Annotated in this window: 13 protein-coding genes; 4 read left to right on the top strand and 9 right to left on the bottom strand. The window is 59.3% G+C overall.

Annotated elements, in window-relative coordinates; all coding sequences use genetic code 11:
* Nucleotides 1-48: 48 nt before the first annotated feature.
* The 7 genes from aroB to AC0J1C_RS03300 all read right to left on the bottom strand — a co-directional run bounded on the left by aroB (nucleotide 49) and on the right by AC0J1C_RS03300 (nucleotide 6,766).
* Nucleotides 49-1,146, bottom strand: coding sequence for a 3-dehydroquinate synthase (aroB, locus tag AC0J1C_RS03330; protein WP_473045615.1), 1,098 nt, complete (start codon nucleotides 1,144-1,146; stop codon nucleotides 49-51).
* A complete protein-coding gene (gene aroK, locus AC0J1C_RS03325; protein WP_473045614.1) occupies nucleotides 1,139-1,705 on the bottom strand; it encodes a shikimate kinase AroK in 567 nt (188 codons plus the stop codon). Before aroK ends, aroB begins: the two co-directional genes overlap by 8 nt.
* Before the next feature lie 136 nt (nucleotides 1,706-1,841).
* Nucleotides 1,842-3,911, bottom strand: a complete 2,070-nt coding sequence (locus AC0J1C_RS03320; protein WP_473045612.1) for a type IV pilus secretin PilQ — start codon at nucleotides 3,909-3,911, stop codon at nucleotides 1,842-1,844.
* 65 nt (nucleotides 3,912-3,976) lie between these two features.
* Nucleotides 3,977-4,525 (bottom strand): pilus assembly protein PilP, encoded by a 549-nt coding sequence (locus tag AC0J1C_RS03315; protein ID WP_091992290.1) that lies wholly within the window; start codon nucleotides 4,523-4,525, stop codon nucleotides 3,977-3,979.
* A 2-nt stretch (nucleotides 4,526-4,527) separates the two neighbouring features.
* Nucleotides 4,528-5,139 (bottom strand): type IV pilus inner membrane component PilO, encoded by a 612-nt coding sequence (locus tag AC0J1C_RS03310; RefSeq protein ID WP_091992289.1) that lies wholly within the window; start codon nucleotides 5,137-5,139, stop codon nucleotides 4,528-4,530.
* Nucleotides 5,139-5,702, bottom strand: a complete 564-nt coding sequence (locus tag AC0J1C_RS03305) for a PilN domain-containing protein (protein ID WP_375193350.1) — start codon at nucleotides 5,700-5,702, stop codon at nucleotides 5,139-5,141. Before AC0J1C_RS03305 ends, AC0J1C_RS03310 begins: the two co-directional genes overlap by 1 nt.
* A complete protein-coding gene (locus AC0J1C_RS03300; RefSeq protein ID WP_091992287.1) occupies nucleotides 5,702-6,766 on the bottom strand; it encodes a pilus assembly protein PilM in 1,065 nt (354 codons plus the stop codon). The genes AC0J1C_RS03305 and AC0J1C_RS03300 overlap by 1 nt, the downstream gene beginning before the upstream one ends.
* Nucleotides 6,767-6,963: 197 nt before the next feature.
* Between AC0J1C_RS03300 and AC0J1C_RS03295 the strand changes: the two genes are divergently transcribed.
* Nucleotides 6,964-9,495, top strand: a complete 2,532-nt coding sequence (locus tag AC0J1C_RS03295) for a penicillin-binding protein 1A (protein ID WP_473045611.1) — start codon at nucleotides 6,964-6,966, stop codon at nucleotides 9,493-9,495.
* Between the two features lie 68 nt (nucleotides 9,496-9,563).
* Here AC0J1C_RS03295 and AC0J1C_RS03290 read toward each other — a convergent pair whose 3' ends face one another.
* Both AC0J1C_RS03290 and rpmE read right to left on the bottom strand, forming a co-directional pair.
* Nucleotides 9,564-10,829, bottom strand: a complete 1,266-nt coding sequence (locus AC0J1C_RS03290) for a malic enzyme-like NAD(P)-binding protein (protein ID WP_473045609.1) — start codon at nucleotides 10,827-10,829, stop codon at nucleotides 9,564-9,566.
* A gap of 230 nt (nucleotides 10,830-11,059) precedes the next feature.
* Nucleotides 11,060-11,281, bottom strand: a complete 222-nt coding sequence (gene rpmE, locus AC0J1C_RS03285; protein ID WP_091992284.1) for a 50S ribosomal protein L31 — start codon at nucleotides 11,279-11,281, stop codon at nucleotides 11,060-11,062.
* A gap of 262 nt (nucleotides 11,282-11,543) precedes the next feature.
* Between rpmE and AC0J1C_RS03280 the strand changes: the two genes are divergently transcribed.
* The 3 genes from AC0J1C_RS03280 (at nucleotide 11,544) to AC0J1C_RS03270 (ending at nucleotide 16,178) form a co-directional block, all read left to right on the top strand.
* Nucleotides 11,544-13,721, top strand: coding sequence for a primosomal protein N' (locus AC0J1C_RS03280; protein ID WP_473045606.1), 2,178 nt, complete (start codon nucleotides 11,544-11,546; stop codon nucleotides 13,719-13,721).
* Between the two features lie 129 nt (nucleotides 13,722-13,850).
* The gene (argS, locus tag AC0J1C_RS03275; RefSeq protein ID WP_375193345.1) at nucleotides 13,851-15,536 is read left to right on the top strand and encodes an arginine--tRNA ligase; all 1,686 of its coding nucleotides are present in this window, start codon (nucleotides 13,851-13,853) and stop codon (nucleotides 15,534-15,536) included.
* 6 nt (nucleotides 15,537-15,542) lie between these two features.
* Nucleotides 15,543-16,178 (top strand): SPOR domain-containing protein, encoded by a 636-nt coding sequence (locus AC0J1C_RS03270; RefSeq protein ID WP_473045605.1) that lies wholly within the window; start codon nucleotides 15,543-15,545, stop codon nucleotides 16,176-16,178.
* Nucleotides 16,179-16,260 lie beyond the last annotated feature (82 nt).

Here is a 16,260-nt window from a genome sequence, read left to right as displayed (position 1 = left end):
CTTCCCTGCTCGCTCACCTGGCTCCCCTCTCTCGACTCCCGCCGATCCTTACGCAGCTGGCGTGCAGAAACGGGAGAAGGTGGTGGCCAGGTTGTCCGGATCTGCATCGGAGGTAACAAAGGCGTCCCCCACAGCTCTCAGCAGAACCAGTCGCAACTGGCCATCAACGTTTTTCTTGTCAACCGCCATGAGCTTCATGAAATCAGCCGCAGTCATGCCCGCCGGCGGCTTCTCGGGCAGCCCTGCGCGTGTCACGAGCTGCCGGATCCGATCGCAGTCCGCCCGTGAAATCATCCCTTCAAGGCAGGACAGCTCCGCTGCCATCAACATACCGGTGCCAACTGCCTCGCCATGCAGCCAATTGCCGTAGCCTGCATAGGTTTCTATGGCATGACCAAAGGTGTGTCCAAGGTTGAGGATGGCCCGAAGCCCACCCTCACGCTCGTCGAGGGCAACCACCTCCGCCTTGCAGGCACAGGATCGATAGATCGCCTCCGCCAATTCTGCAGGCTGCAGGGCAACAAGCGCATCCATGTTCTTTTCCAGCCAGGCCAGGAACCCGGTATCACGGATCAGCCCGTACTTGATGATCTCGGCCAGCCCGGCCGACACTTCCCGAGGCGGAAGCGTCTGTAAGGTGCCAGTGTCGATCAACACCGCTTTCGGCTGATAGAAGGCACCGATCATGTTCTTGCCGAGCGGGTGGTTGATGCCGGTTTTGCCACCGACCGACGAATCCACCTGAGACAACAGGGTCGTGGGGATCTGGATAAACGGCACGCCCCGCTGGTAACAGGCAGCGGCAAAACCGGCCATGTCTCCGACTACCCCTCCACCGAGGGCCACCACGGTCGTCTTACGGGTGTGCTGCTGCTCCAGCAGCCCATCGAAGATCCGGTTGAGCGTCTGCCACTCCTTGAACCGCTCACCATCCGGCAGGATGACCGAATGCACCTGCTTGCCCGGGAAACAACCCCGGGCCCTCTCCAGATAGAGCGGCGCCACAGTGTCGTTAGTCACCAACATGACCTGTGAGCCGGCAACAAAGGGTGTCAGATCCCGGGCTTCCAGCAGCCCTTCGCCGATCATGATGGGGTAACTCCGATCACCCAGCTGAACGGAGAGCTCTCGTACAGTCTCAGACATGATTACGACCTTCCTTTCGAATCTGCCGCTTGTGCCTTGGTGTCCTGGGGTTCAGACGATTCACCAGTTGCCGCACTACCAGCCTCGGGCTTTTGCGGTCTGTGTACATAACGATATCGGCCAGCCTGGTGTAGAGCGGATCGCGAACAGAAAACAGCTTCCTCAGGACGGCTTCCGGATCATCGTTCTGCAGCAGGGGCCGGTTGCGGTCTTTTCGGGTTCGTTCTACCTGCTGATCGATGGACGTCTTGAGATAGATAACCGTGGCGTCTTTCTTGAGCAGTGGGTGGTTCTCATCGCGCATGACCGCCCCACCACCGGTAGCCAACACCGTATTGCCCTCCGAGGACAGCTCCTCGAGCATGGCCGTTTCCCGCTGCCGGAAGCCGTCCTCGCCTTCAACGTCGAATATCCAGGGAATGTTGGCCCCGCACCGGTCTTCGATAATGCGATCCGAATCCAGGAACCGGTAGCCCAACTCCTTGGCGAGCATCCGACCGATCGTACTTTTCCCTGCACCCATGGGGCCAACGAGGACAACGCGTTTGGGCAATGGCATAACTTCCGCTCAGTTCTGTTCAGGCGGGTGAGAATAGCACAGGGTCGCAAATTCCATAAGTTCCTGCGCTTACTGGATGGTCTGCAGACACAAAAAAGCCGCCGGTGTCACGCGGCGGCTTTTTCTGCACCCCTGATTATCGAATGAGGTCGTTCTTGATGATCTTTGGCGTGATAAAGATCAGCAGCTCACTGCGCTCATCGATGTGCTCGGTGCGCTTGAAGATACGCCCGATGTAGGGGATGTCTCCGAGGAACGGGGTCTTGGTGGTCTGGGTGGCAACTTCGGACTGGAAAATACCACCGAGAACCACGGTTTCACCGTTACCCACCAGCACCTGAGTGGTCACCTCGTTGGTGTTGATGGATGGAATACCGGCGGTCACTTCGCCCCGGGAATCCTGATTCACCACCAGGTCCATGATGATCTTGTCGTCCGGCGTGATCTGAGGTGTCACTTCCAGAGACAATACCGCCTCCTTGAAAGAAACCGAGGTCGCGCCGCTTGAGGAGGCTTCCTGATACGGAATCTCTTCACCAGACTTGATGGACGCGGTCTGACGATCCGCAGTGACAACCCGTGGCTGGGAAACAACTTCGGCCTGACCATCGCTCTCCAGGGCAGACAGCTCCAGATCAACCAGGAAGTCGTCGCTGCCCCAGCCGATGGCGAAGGAAGACGCACCTTCTCCGGTCACGCCCAGGTCCACAGCCAGAGCACCCGGGAAAGAGGTCTGGAACGAACCGGGGGTAGCAGCGGAATCCCGTGCATCCTGCACGCCATCAAGGCCACCACCGATAGATACGATGTTGTCACCGTTAATGTCATAGGCCGCGCCGCCCCAGCGAACCCCGAGGTTCTCGGCAACGTTGGTCTGGGCACGAACAATCCGCGCTTCAATGGAAACCTGACGCACGGGCACGTCCCAGGTGGAGACGAGGCGACGGATCTCTTCGAGCTTCTCCGCTGTCTCCCGGACACTGATGGTATTGGTGCGAACATCGGAAGACACGAAGCCGCGGTCAGAGATCAGCTCTTCATCTTCCTTGATCAACGACACGATGTCCGCTGCCTTGGCGTAGTTGACCTGAATAATATCCAGGCGAACCGGGGCCAGTTCGGCGATCTGCTTGTTGGTTTCCAGCTCGAGCTTTTCCCGGGCGGCAATTTCGTCCGCCGGCGCTACCAGCAGCACGTTGCCGATCTGGCGCTTGTCCAGACCCTTGGTCTTGAGAATCAGATCCAGGGCCTGATCCCAGGGCACGTTCTGCAGGCGAAGGGTGATGCTGCCACCCACGGTATCACTGGCCACCAGGTTCAGCCCGGTGAAATCCGCAATCAGCTGGAGAACCGAACGCACTTCGATGTCCTGGAAGTTCAGGGAGAGTTTGTCGCCGGTGTACGGGAACTTCTCTTCACGGCGCGACTCGGCCTCTTCCTGGGTCAGTTCCTCTACGCTGACAGTAAACTGGCTGCCAGACTGGTAGGCGATGTAGTCGTAGTTACCCTGCGGACTGATCTCCACCACGGCGTTGCCGTCTTCCACGAACGTATCGATCCGGGTTACCGGTGTCGCGAAGTCCGTGACATCCAGCCGACGACGCAGGTTGCTGGGCACTGTCAGATCTTCCATGGTGAGGCGGATCTTGCCGGCCCTCTCGGTCAGATCGACCGGGGTACTGGAGCTGCCAAGATCCACAATCACACGGCCTTCACCGTCTTTGCCTCGACGGAAGTCAACGCCAGACAGGGCATTCGCAGCCCCACTGGCAGACGACGAGGAAGCAGAGGTGGCGCTTGACGAGCCGGCCGTGCTGGCCACGGCACCGTCGCCACCAATGGTCATGACCAGGGAGTTGCCAGAACGGGTCGTGTCGTAGGGCACCAGCTCCACCAGGTTGAAAATCAGCCGGGTGCGGTCCTTGGTTTCCACCACCGTCATGCTCTGGGCGTTGCCCGAGCCCAGCGGAATACTCCGGCTGTCCAGACCACTGGTGGTATCCCGGAGGTCGACCGCAATGCGAGCCGGCCGCTCGATGGTGTAGCCCGTTGGTTCCGGGGGTGTACCATCAAACTGGAGCTTGACCTCAAGCCGCTCGCCCGGTAGCGACGAAAACGACACGTCTTCCAGCGTGACCGCGTTGGCCAGGCCGGAGAACAACCCAAGAGCAATCACGCTGACGTATACATTGAGTTTTCTGAACATCGCTAGCCTCGACCCTAAACTTTTTTGTACGTGCATGGTTCTTTCATCTTTCATCCAGCCGCTCCTTAGCCCGCGTCTTCTTCCAGGGTCAGGGAGCGAGGACGCTCAACCCAGCCACCCCGGCCATTGGGAACGATTTCGATCAGTTCGATTCGGGTTTCACTGACGCCGACAATGCGGCCGTAGTTCTGCCCCATGTAGTTGCCCGTCCGGACCCGGTGAATACCCCCGGTGCTGTCTTCAACCAGTGCAAACAGGTTACCGGACGCGCCCTGCAGGGTGCCGACCATTTGCAGCGTCTTGAGGTCGAAATTCTCCAGCACTTCCCGGGGCCGATCCAGATCCGGCTCAACATTGCTCACCGGCTGTTCGTCTACCATGGTCAGCTGAACATCGATCGGTGGCTCGAAGGGCGCCCGACGGTCGGCTGCCGAATAGCTGAACGCCTCATAGGCCTTGAACTCCGGCAGCGGCTCCACATATCCGCGGGGCTTGGCACGGGTTTCCGCCATGAATTTATCAAGATCCGAAAAGCCACCGCCCTGGGAGCAGGCCGTCAGAAGCGACGCCGCACAGAGTCCCAGCCAGGCTTTTACCGCATGTTTTCCTGCCATGCTCATTCTCCAGCCCGGTAGCGGTAAGTTCGGGCAACAACCTGCATATCGAGCCGGTCTCCCTCTCCGCTAGTTGGTTTGATGGTCAGGTCATGCAACGTCACGATCCGAGGAAGGCTCGCGACACTGCTGACAAACGAGGCCAGCTCATGATAGGAGCCGGACACCCGGATATTGATGGGCAGCTCGGAATAGAAATCGCGGCGCTGCTCTGGCTGAAGCTTCACCTCCTGAAGCGACAGGCCATTGCCCAGCGCCGTGTTGGTGATGTCTTCCAGCAGGCCCGGAACCTCGGTTTCACTGGGCAACTGCCTGACCAGCGCGCCGAAGGTCTCTTCCATCTCTGCCATCTGGGCCTTGAAAACCTCCAGGTTTGCCACCTGATAGGCCTTTTCCTCGTATTTCTTGCGAAGTTCCTGCTCGGTCTTCTCCACCCGCTCGAGCTGCGCGTACTGGTCCTTGATGAAGAACCAGTAGCCACCACCGGCAATCAGACCAAAAATGATCAGGACAACGATGGCCTTGACCGGCGCAGGCCAGATACCCGCGTTGTTGACATCCAGATCATTGATGTCGAATTCATTAAGACTTTTGAGTGAGTCCGCGAGGCTCATTACTTACCCTCCCCTTCGGGCTCAGGTGTTTTTTGCTGCACCGAGAGGTTGAACTGGCTGTATCCGGCCCGACGACTGTCGGCGGCGGATACGTTGGAGAGATTGGGGTTGGTGAACCAGTCAGACTCCTCGAACTGACGCATCAGGTTGGAGATCCGGCTGTTGGATTCTGCCATGCCCACGATGTCGAGCCGGTCGCCTGTGCGCTTGAGGTCGGTGTAGTACAGGCCGTCCGGCAGCGTTCTGACCAGCTCGTCAAACACCCGGACAATGACCGGTCGCTTGCCCTGGAGATCCTGGATAACCTGCATCCGGGCAAGCAGCTCGTCGCGCTGGCGCTTGAGGTTCTCGATCTCCTTGATCTGCTGATCCAGCTTCTTGGTCGCGGTTTCAATGTAGGCATTGCGGGACTGCTGGTAGGCAATCCGGCTGTCCATGTCCGATTTCCAGAGAAACACCAGACCACCGGCGATAATGGCCGCGCCCAGAATCATGACCACAAACTGCTTCTGCTTCTCGGCGCGAAGCTCCTCGCGCCACGGTCGGAGGTTGATCTTTGCCATCAGTCGAAGCTCCTCATCGCCAGGCCGCAGGCAATCATCAATGAGGGCGCGTCATTGCTCAGAGCGGATGCATTGACCTTGGACCCCACCGCCATATCCGCAAAGGGATTGGCCACCAGAGTCGGCGTACCTGTTTTTTCCTCGACCATTTCTGTGAGTCCCTGAATCGACGCAGTTCCGCCGGCCAGAACCACATAGTCAACGGCGTTGTACTGACTGGCACCGAAGAAGAACTGCAGTGCCCGGGCGACCTGCTGAACCACCGCCTCCCGGAACGGCATGAGCACTTCCGTTTCGTAGTCGTCGGGAAGTCCACCCTGCTTCTTGGCCAGACCCGCTTCCTCGAGGGAGAGCCCGTATCGGCGCTGGATTTCTTCGGTCAGTTGCTTGCCGCCGAATATCTGCTCGCGGGTATATACGGTCTTGCCGCCTGCGAGAACACTCAGGGTGGTCATGGTGGCGCCAATGTCCACAATCGCGACCACCAGCTCCTCGCCCTGGGAGTCGAGCTGTGGCTCAATCAGGGCGTAGGCGCGCTCCAGGGCGTAGGCTTCAACGTCCACCACTTTGGTGGTCAGTGAGGCAATCTCCAGGGCATCTTCGCGAATATCAACGTTTTCCTTGCGGCAGGCAGCCAACAGTACATCCACCTGATCCGGATTACTCTCCGAGGCGCCCTGCACTTCAAAGTCGATAGCCACTTCATCCAGCGGATACGGAATGTACTGGTCGGCCTCGAGCGCGATCTGATCTTCCATTTCGAACTCGTTCAGCCCACCGTCCATCTGGATGACCTTGGTGATGACCGCCGAACCGGATACGGCCACAGCCACCTGCTTAACGCCTGAGCGGGATTTGGAAGCCACCCGCTTGAGCACTTCGCCCACGGCTTCGACGTCGGTGATATTTTTCTCGACCACGGCGTTGGCCGGCAACGGCTCAACGGCGTAGCTCTCGACCTTGTACCGGTCACCCTGCTTCGACAGCTCCAGAAGCTTGACCGAACTGGAGCTTATATCCAAGCCCAGCACTGCACTGGATTTCTTTCCAAACAATCCGAACACGCGCTCACCCTATACCTGGTTAGATGCACCCGGTTACGTAACTTATGTGATTTTTCTTTAAGAGAATTTCTTCATTATTCCGTCTACAATGCGTGTTCTTATTTATTCTCGAGAACCATTGCAGCGGTGAAGTGTCTCATCCTTCCTAAAGCAATTTCTCAAATGATAGACCTATATCCAACAGTTGTCAGAAAAAAATGTCTCATTTGTTGCGCACATCTCGCCTTCTTGCCTGGTTGTTTCTTACCGGACTGAGTGTCGCCGTAATCGTAACCTCAGGCTTTTATCTTTATCTCCGCCCGGGACTCCCTCCCGTCTCACAACTCCTGGACATCAAGCTCCAGACGCCGCTGCGGGTATATAGCAAAGACAACAGATTAATAGCAGAATTCGGTGAAAAGAGAAGGGCACCGATCACAATCGAACAGATCCCAACAATTCAGTTACAAGCCTTTATGGCCGCGGAAGACGCGCGTTTTTACGAGCACTTCGGGGTCGACATCAAAGGCCTGGCGCGGGCTGCCATCGAACTGGTCTCCACCGGCGAGATTCAGTCCGGGGGCAGTACCATCACTATGCAGGTTGCAAAAAATTACTTTTTGTCACGCGACCGAACCTTTATACGGAAGTTCAACGAGATACTTCTGGCTCTTCAGATTGAACGTGAACTGGAAAAAGACCGGATTCTTGAGCTCTACCTGAACAAGATCTATCTCGGCAACCGGGCTTACGGCATTGCCGCCGCAGCGCAGGTTTACTATGACAAACCGGTCGCCCAGCTGTCGCTTGCGCAAATGGCCATGCTGGCAGGCCTGCCCAAGGCGCCGTCGGCATTCAACCCGCTGGCAAATCCGGAACGCGCCATGATCCGGAGGAACTGGATTCTGGGCCGCATGCACTCACTCGGTTTCATTACCGAGGATGCCCGCGACCTGGCCGTTGCAGCGCCGCTGACCGCGAGCTATAACGCCACCGAGACCGAGATCGATGCCGATTACGTGGCCGAGATGGCGCGCTCTGAAATGGTCCGGCGCTTCGGAGAGGACGCCTACACCGATGGCTACACGGTGACCCTGACCGTGGACAGCCGCAAGCAGCAAGCGGCCACCGAAGCCCTTCGCGACGGACTTGAGGCCTACGATCGCCGCCACGGCTTCCGGGGACCGATCGGCCAGCTGGATGCCGACAGCCTCGCCGAGCGTGACCTGGGCAACCTAATGCTCAACTATCCGAAAGTGGCCTCTCTGCTGCCTGCCGTGGTAACGGAGGTCAATGACGAGGAGGGACTGGCCCGGGTCCACGTTCGCGGAGTGGGACCAGGCATCATGCCGTTCGAAACCATGACCTGGGCCCAACGCTACAAAACGGAAAATCTGACCGGGCCGGAGCCGGAAAAGCCGTCGGATGTCGTCGCCCGGGGCGATGTAGTCTACGTGCGCCCGGAGACGCCTCCGACTCAAGATGCCAGTGAGCAGGAAGCCGAGGCTGACAATCCGGAACAGGCTTCGGCACCGGCGAGCGTGGCCCTGGCGCAGATTCCAAGGGTTGAAGGAGCACTGATTTCCCTGCGCGCAGAGACCGGAGCCATCGAGGCCCTGAGCGGTGGCTACAGCTTCAGCCAGAGCAAGTACAACCGGGCCACCCAGGCCCGTCGCCAGCCCGGCTCCACGTTCAAGCCCTTCCTGTACCTGAGCGCCCTCGAGACAGGGATTACCCCGGCCACCATCTACAACGACGCCCCGATCGTGTTCGACGACTCCGAACTTGAAACCGCGTGGCGCCCACAGAATTCTTCCGGCCAGTTCTATGGCCCCACACGACTCCGGGAGGCCCTGTATCGCTCCCGAAACCTGGTGTCCATCCGCCTTCTGCGGGACCTGGGAATTGAGAACACCCTGGACTACCTGAAGCAGTTGAAAATCCCCACCGCCAACATGCCAGACAATCTTTCCCTGTCACTGGGCAGTGGTCAGTTAACTCCGATGGAACTGGCCCGAGCACTTGCCGTCATCGCCAATGGGGGCTATGACGTTCAGCCCTACCTGATTGAACGCATCCAGGACATCCAGGGCAAGACGATCTACAAGGCACCCGACACCATACTCTGCGACACCAACTGCGACGAACTGCTGGCACAGACAGAATCCGCCACAGCCCCGAACAAGCCCTCCACGCCGGAGGAAGACACGCAGGCACAGGAAAGCAGCACCGAAAAAGAGGCAAAGACCCGGGTTATGCGCCGACTCGCCGACGAACGGTCGGTCTACATTCTGCACTCCATGATGCGGGATGTGATTCGCCTGGGCACAGGGCGCAGAGCGCTGGCGCTTGGCAGGGATGACATCGCGGGCAAGACCGGCACCACCAATGAACAGAAAGACACCTGGTTCGCCGGCTTCAACCACAAGATTGCGACAACCACCTGGGTGGGCTTTGATCAGCCGGCGCCCCTTGGCCGCCGCGAATTCGGCGCCAGCACCGCCCTACCAATCTGGCTGGACTATATGGAGGTGGCTCTCGAAGGCACCGAGCCTGCGGTGATGCCGCGCCCCAACGGCATCGTCAACATTCGCATCAACCCGGAAACCGGGCAACGCGTGCGCCCAGGCGAGGAAGGCATATTCGAGATATTCCGTGAAGAGGACGCACCGCCTCCCCTCTCCGTTCAGGACGACGGCAACGGCAGTGGTGGTGCCGAGGAGGACGACCTGTCCCGCAGGATCTTCTGAGCACCGGCCGTCCAGCCATAAAAAAACCGGCGGGATCACCGCCGGTTTTTTTTGCCTGAACGCCAGGATCAGATGATGTCGTCCATGGACTTCAGGGGATAGTGCGCCGGATAGGGGTTGCGCGCAACACCCGAATCAACAGCGGCACGGGCAACAGCAGCCGGCACCACCTCAAGCAGCCGAACATCCATGGGCTTGGGAATGATGTATTCCCTGCCGAACTCGAAGCTCTCCACGCCGTAGGCCTCACAGATCTCCTGAGGCACCGGCTCTTTGGCCAGTTCGCGAATGGCGTTGACAGCCGCAACCTTCATTTCCTCGTTAATGGCAGTAGCCCGAACGTCGAGCGCGCCGCGGAAGATGAAGGGGAAGCCCAGAACGTTGTTGACCTGGTTCGGATAATCGGAACGACCGGTCGCCATGATGAGGTCATCACGGGTAGCCAGAGCGACTTCCGGGCTGATTTCCGGATCCGGGTTGGAGCAGGCAAACACGATCGGATTCGGCGCCATCTTCTTGAGCTGTTCGGCGCTCAGGAGGTCCGGGCCGGACAGACCGAGGAACACGTCCGCACCGTCGATAGCGTCGTCAAGAGTGCGCTTGTCGGTATCGTTGGCGAACATGGCCTTGTACTGGTTCAGATCATCGCGACCAGAGTGGATCACACCCTTGCGGTCGAGCATGAAGATGTTCTCAGAGCGAATACCGCAGCTGATCAGCAGCTTCATGCAGGCGATAGCGGCAGCACCGGCACCCAGACAGACCACTGTCGCCTCTTCAATTTTCTTGCCCTGCAGCTCAAGGGCATTGATCATGCCAGCCGCAGTAACGATGGCCGTACCGTGCTGATCATCGTGGAAGATGGGCACGTTGCACTTTTCAATCAGGGCCCGCTCAACCTCAAAACACTCGGGCGCCTTGATGTCTTCCAGGTTGATACCGCCAAAGGTGTCGGCGATACGCTCAACCGTTTCGATAAACGCCTGCGGGCTCTCGGAATTGACCTCAATATCAAAGACGTCAATCCCTGCAAAGCGCTTGAACAGTACGCCTTTGCCTTCCATAACCGGCTTGCTCGCCAGAGGACCCAGATTCCCCAGACCAAGAATTGCGGAACCGTCAGAGATAACAGCTACCAGGTTGCCCTTGGCAGTGTACTTGTACGCATTCTCCGGGTCCTTTGCGATCTCGCGGACCGGTTCGGCAACCCCGGGGCTATACGCCAGGGAGAGATCGCGGGAGGTTTTGGTCGGCTTGGTGATTTCAACACTCAGCTTCCCAGGCCGCGGCTTGGCGTGATATTCAAGGGCTGCTTCTTTCAGATCTTGAGACATTGCCACTGTTCCGTTTGTCACGTTTATAAAGGTAATGAACCGCTGGCAGAGGGCCATGCCCCTAACCGGCAGAGCGCGACATTATGGCCCGCCAGACCCAAAACGACAAGTGGCTCCCGAACAATTTATGAGCAGTCAATAAGGCAAATTGCGTATGTACCGTTTACCTACACAGCAGCCCTTAGAAAATAAAAAAGCGCCCGAAGGCGCTTTTTTCAGATCTCTGGTGATCAGTCTTTCTTGCCACCAATACGACCGCCGAAACGCTTCTGGAAGCGGTCGATACGACCACCGGTATCCATAACCTTCTGCTTGCCGGTGTAGAACGGGTGACACTGTGAGCACACGTCCAGCTGCAGATCCTGGGTGTAGGTAGACCGGGTCTTGAAGGAATTACCGCAGGAACAGGTGGCGGTGATTTCTTCGTACTTGGGATGGATACCTTCTTTCATGACGAACCTCGTTAGGTCATGCCGCTACCAGGTCACGGGGTATCTGAACTACCCTGGCGCCGGGCACCGCATGTTTGAATCAAGTGTGAAGACGGGGCACAATCATGCCCTGCCGGAAACAGACCGCGAATCTTACTTGCAATTGCCAATCCAGGCAAGCGCCACTCGGATTTTCCGCACCACCTCCAGGGATCAACCGACAGGCCAGCGCCTGCACAGGATAGGGAAATACCGTAATGTCCGTTTTTCTTTGGAGAGCCCAGTGCCCCTGACAGCACGTATTGCCCTCAACCGCCCCCTGCGCCGACTGTTTGACTACCGGATTCCCGCCGGAATGGATTTGAAGCCGGGCCAGCGAGTCACAATCCCGTTCGGTCGACAGCAGGCTATCGGGCTGGTGCTTGAAACCGGAGTCAATCCCCCCGAAGGCATCACCCTCAAACCGATTGCCGGGATTCTGGAGCCCTGGCCAGCCCTACCGGAAGAAACGTTTCGCCTGCTGAGCTGGGCCAGCGACTATTACCAGCACCCCCTGGGGGAGTGCCTGTTCACCGCACTGCCGCCCTCCCTGAGACGGGGGCGAAAGGCGGAAGAGAAAACCGAACAGTGGTGGTGCGCCTGCAGCAGCTCGGCCACCCTGCCCGGCAACGCCCATCGCCAGCGAGCCCTGGTGGATTGGCTGGCCACCCACCCCGAGGGGGCGCCTGAAAGCCGTATTGTTCAGGCCGGTTTTACCCGCGCCCAGCTGAAAGCGCTCCTTGAACGGCAACTGGCCAGGATGGTTGCACCTCCAGCCAACAGCCATCAGGCAACCCCGAGCGAATCCCCGAGCCGACAGCCAGTTCTTTCCGATGCGCAAAGCGCGGCGGCTTCGGAGCTTGAAAGCAGCACACGAGACAGATTCAGCGCCTTCCTTTTATACGGCATCACCGGTAGCGGCAAAACCGAGCTCTATCTGCATTACCTGAAGAACAAGCTCGAGGACTCAGACCAGGCCCTGGTACTGGTGCCGGAGATCAATCTGACCCCTCAGACCGTTGCCCGCTTCGAGCACTACTTCGGCGCTCGGATCCGCGTCTGGCACTCGGCACTGAACGATGGCGAACGCCTGAGCACCTGGTTAAAAATTCGCAACGGCGAGCCGGTGATCCTGATCGGCACCCGCTCGGCTGTGCTGCTCCCATTCACCAATCTGCGCGCCATCATTGTTGACGAAGAGCACGACAGCTCCTACAAACAGGGCGAGGGCTTTCGCTATTCCGGGCGGGACATGGCCGTTTATCGAGCGCATCTGAATCACTGCCCCATCATCCTGGGTTCCGCCACTCCGTCGCTGGAGTCTGTCCACAATGCCCGTCAGGGCAAATACCGGCTGGTGCGACTGGAAACCCGGGCGAACAATGCCACCCCTCCGGGCATCCATCTCCTCGACATCCGTAGCCGTCCCCTTGAAGGCGGACTGTCACGCCCCGCGCTCAATGCCATTGAACAGACCCTGGCGCGGGGCGAACAGGCGCTGGTGTTCGTCAACCGCAGGGGCTTTGCGCCGGTGATGATGTGTTTTGACTGCGGCCACATCAGCGAGTGCCCCCGCTGCGACAGCCGGCTTACCTACCACCGACGCGATCGGGCCATGCGCTGCCACCATTGCGACTATCAGACCGCCGCCACGGATCACTGCCCGAATTGCCAGAGCGAAGCTTTCAAGCCGGTCGGCCAGGGAACCGAGAGAACCGAGGACATTCTGGCATCCGCGTTCCCGGAGACTCCGGTGGTGCGGGTTGACCGCGACAGCACCCAGCGCAAGGGCAGCATCCAGAGCATTCTCAGCACCGTGAACAGCGGCAAGCCCTGCGTTCTCGTGGGCACCCAGATGCTCGCCAAGGGGCATGACTTTCCCAACGTTACGCTGGTGGTGGTGGTGAACGCAGACGGGGGACTTTTCAGCGTCGATTTTCGCGCACCAGAACAGCTGATCCAGACACTGCTCCAGGTCAGCGGCCGCGCAGGTCGGGGCTCGAAGCCGGGCAAGGTGCTGGTACAGACCTGCCACAGCGATCACCCCCTATTGAAAACACTGTGCCAGGGCCGCTATCTGGACATGGCCGACCAGTTACTTGGGGAACGGGAAGAAGGCCGGTTTCCCCCATTCCGGGCCATGGCCATCTTTCGCGCGGAAGCGGACACCATGGCCAACAGCCTGCAGGTGCTCGACAATATCAAATCGCTGGCCAACGCGCCGGGCATTGATGTCTGGGGCCCGCTACCGGCCATCATTGCCCGGCGAGCTGACCGGCACAGGGCCCAACTGATCCTGAACGCCAACAACCGCAGCGTCCTGAATCGACTGCTCACGCAGATCTGCCAGCAACTGGACCAGCAAAAACTGCCAGCCGGCGCACGCTGGATGATTGACGTAGACCCGCAGGAAACCGGATGAACCCTGTGCCCCACAGGCGCTACCCGGCTTTTGCTTGCAGCCCAACTTTCCGCGATAATAGCGGCCTTTCACGTTCAACGGGCGCCCTGCCCGATACCAATTTCCCTGCAAACCGAGTCATCTGACAGCATGAAAGAGACCGTTTCCGAACTGCTCCAGTCTGCACTGGCGGCCCTCCAATCCGATGGCACCCTGCCCGCGGACCAGACCTTCACGCCGCAGGTAGGCAACACCAAGGACAAATCCCACGGCGACTACGCCTGTAACATTGCCCTGGTGGCCTCCAAGGCTGCGGGCTGCGCACCGCGCCAACTGGCAGAGGCGCTGGTGGCAAACTTGCCGGCCAGCAAGGCAGTGGACAAGGTGGAGATCGCCGGGCCGGGCTTCATCAACTTTTTCATGAGCACGGCGAGCGCCTTCGAAGTTGTCGAAACCATCCTCGACCAGGCGGAGCGATTCGGTCGCAACAATCAGGGCAAGGGTGAGAAAGTGCAGGTGGAATTTGTCTCTGCCAACCCGACGGGGCCTCTGCATGTGGGCCACGGACGGGGCGCGGCCATTGGTGATTGCCTCTGCCGGCTGCTGGAAGCCAATGGTTACAACGTTACCCGGGAGTTCTACTACAACGACGCCGGAGCCCAGATCAACAACCTGGCACTGTCGGTCCAGGCCAGGGTGAAAGGCCTGACGCCAGAGGACGACAGCTGGCCAGCGGACGGCTACCGGGGTGATTACATTGTGGACGTGGCCAGGGCTTACCTTGCTGGCGAAACCGTCACCGCAGACGACCGTGCAGTGACGGCCAAAGCCGACCCGGAAGATCAGGACGCGATCCGTGAGTTCGCTGTCGCCTATCTGCGCCGGGAGCAGGACCTGGACCTGAAAGCCTTCGGTGTCCAATTTGATGTCTACTTCCTGGAATCCTCGCTCTACCAGGACGGCAAGGTGGAGGCCACGGTCAAGCGCTTGCAGGACAACGGCTACACCTACGAGCAGGACGGCGCCATGTGGCTGAAAACCACGGAATTCGGCGACGACAAGGACCGGGTGATGCGCAAGAAGGACGGTGGCTACACCTACTTCCTGCCGGATGTGGCCTACCACCTGGACAAATGGCAGCGCGGCTATACCACCGTGATCAACGAGCAGGGTGCCGACCATCACTCCACGGTTACCCGGGTACGTGCGGGGCTGCAGGCCCTGAACGCCGGCATCCCGCAAGGCTGGCCCGACTATGTGCTGCACCAGATGGTGATGGTCACCCGCTCCGGCCAGGAGGTGAAAATCTCAAAGCGGGCCGGCAGCTATGTGACCGTTCGTGATCTGATCGACGAAGTGGGCCGCGACGCCACCCGTTTCTTCCTGGCGGCCCGTCGGGTGGACTCCCAGTTGACCTTTGATATCGATCTGGCCCGCTCCCAGACCAATGAAAACCCGGTCTACTACATTCAGTATGCCCATGCCCGCATCTGCAGCGTACTGCGCAAACTGGCAGAGGAAGGTGAAACCCGGGGCCGTAACGAGTGTATCGGCGATCTGTCGCTGCTGACCCTGGATGAGGAAAAGGACCTGGCCAACCAGCTGGCCAAGTACCCGGAACTGATTGCCAACTCCGCGGCCCAGCGTGAGCCCCATCACCTCACGCATTATTTGCGGGAACTGGCTGGCCAGTTCCACACATACTACAACGCCCACAAGGTGCTGATTGAGGACAAGGCTCTGCGCGACGCCCGAGTAAGTCTTTATCTGGCAATCAGGCAGGTCATCGCCAACGGGCTCGACCTGCTGGGCGTCAGCGCTCCGGAAGAGATGTAACCGCTAATGTCCCGAGATTATGCCCGCAAGGACAGGCCTGCCAAGGCCTCGGCCACGCCCCGCAGCAAACCCGCGAAAGCGGCGAAGCCGAAGACCGCCCGCGCAAGGCCTGCGCCGTCTGCCCGGGCGCAGCAGGGCGGGCTGTCCCTGAAATGGATTCTGTCGCTGGCGGCGGTCGGTGGCTTTGTCGGGTTCATTGTCTATCTCAACTCGCTGCCCACCACCTCTGGCCCCCAGCAGCCGTCAGTGACCCAACCGGCCCCGAAACCGGCCGAAAAGTCTCCCGGAGCGACCGCCAGGGAAGACAAACCGGGGTTCCGTTTTTACGAGATGCTGCCCGAATCCGAGGTGGTGCCCCCGAAGGTAGAGGAGTATACGCCCGGGCCAGCGCAGCAGGAGTTCAACTATCTGGTCCAGTCCGGCTCTTTCCGCAGCCAGGAAGACGCCGAACGCCAGCGCGCCCAGATCGCCTTCCAGGGTCTGCGGGCAAACATACAGCGGATCGACCTGGACAGCGGCTCGGTCTGGTACCGGGTGAACGTCGGTCCGTTTACCTCGCGAAGCCAGATGAACTCCGCCATCGACAAGCTGGTGTCCCTGAATATTCAGCCACTGGTCCGGAAAATCCCCAAAGACGGGTGATTCAACGAGCTCGAATCAAACCACCTTGAATTCGCACCACCCGCCTCCATAACAACGGGATACCAATTTCAATCAGGCAATT

The sequence above is a fragment of the Marinobacter sp. E2 genome (genome assembly GCF_055755345.1).
This window is presented reverse-complemented; position numbering and strand designations above follow the sequence as displayed.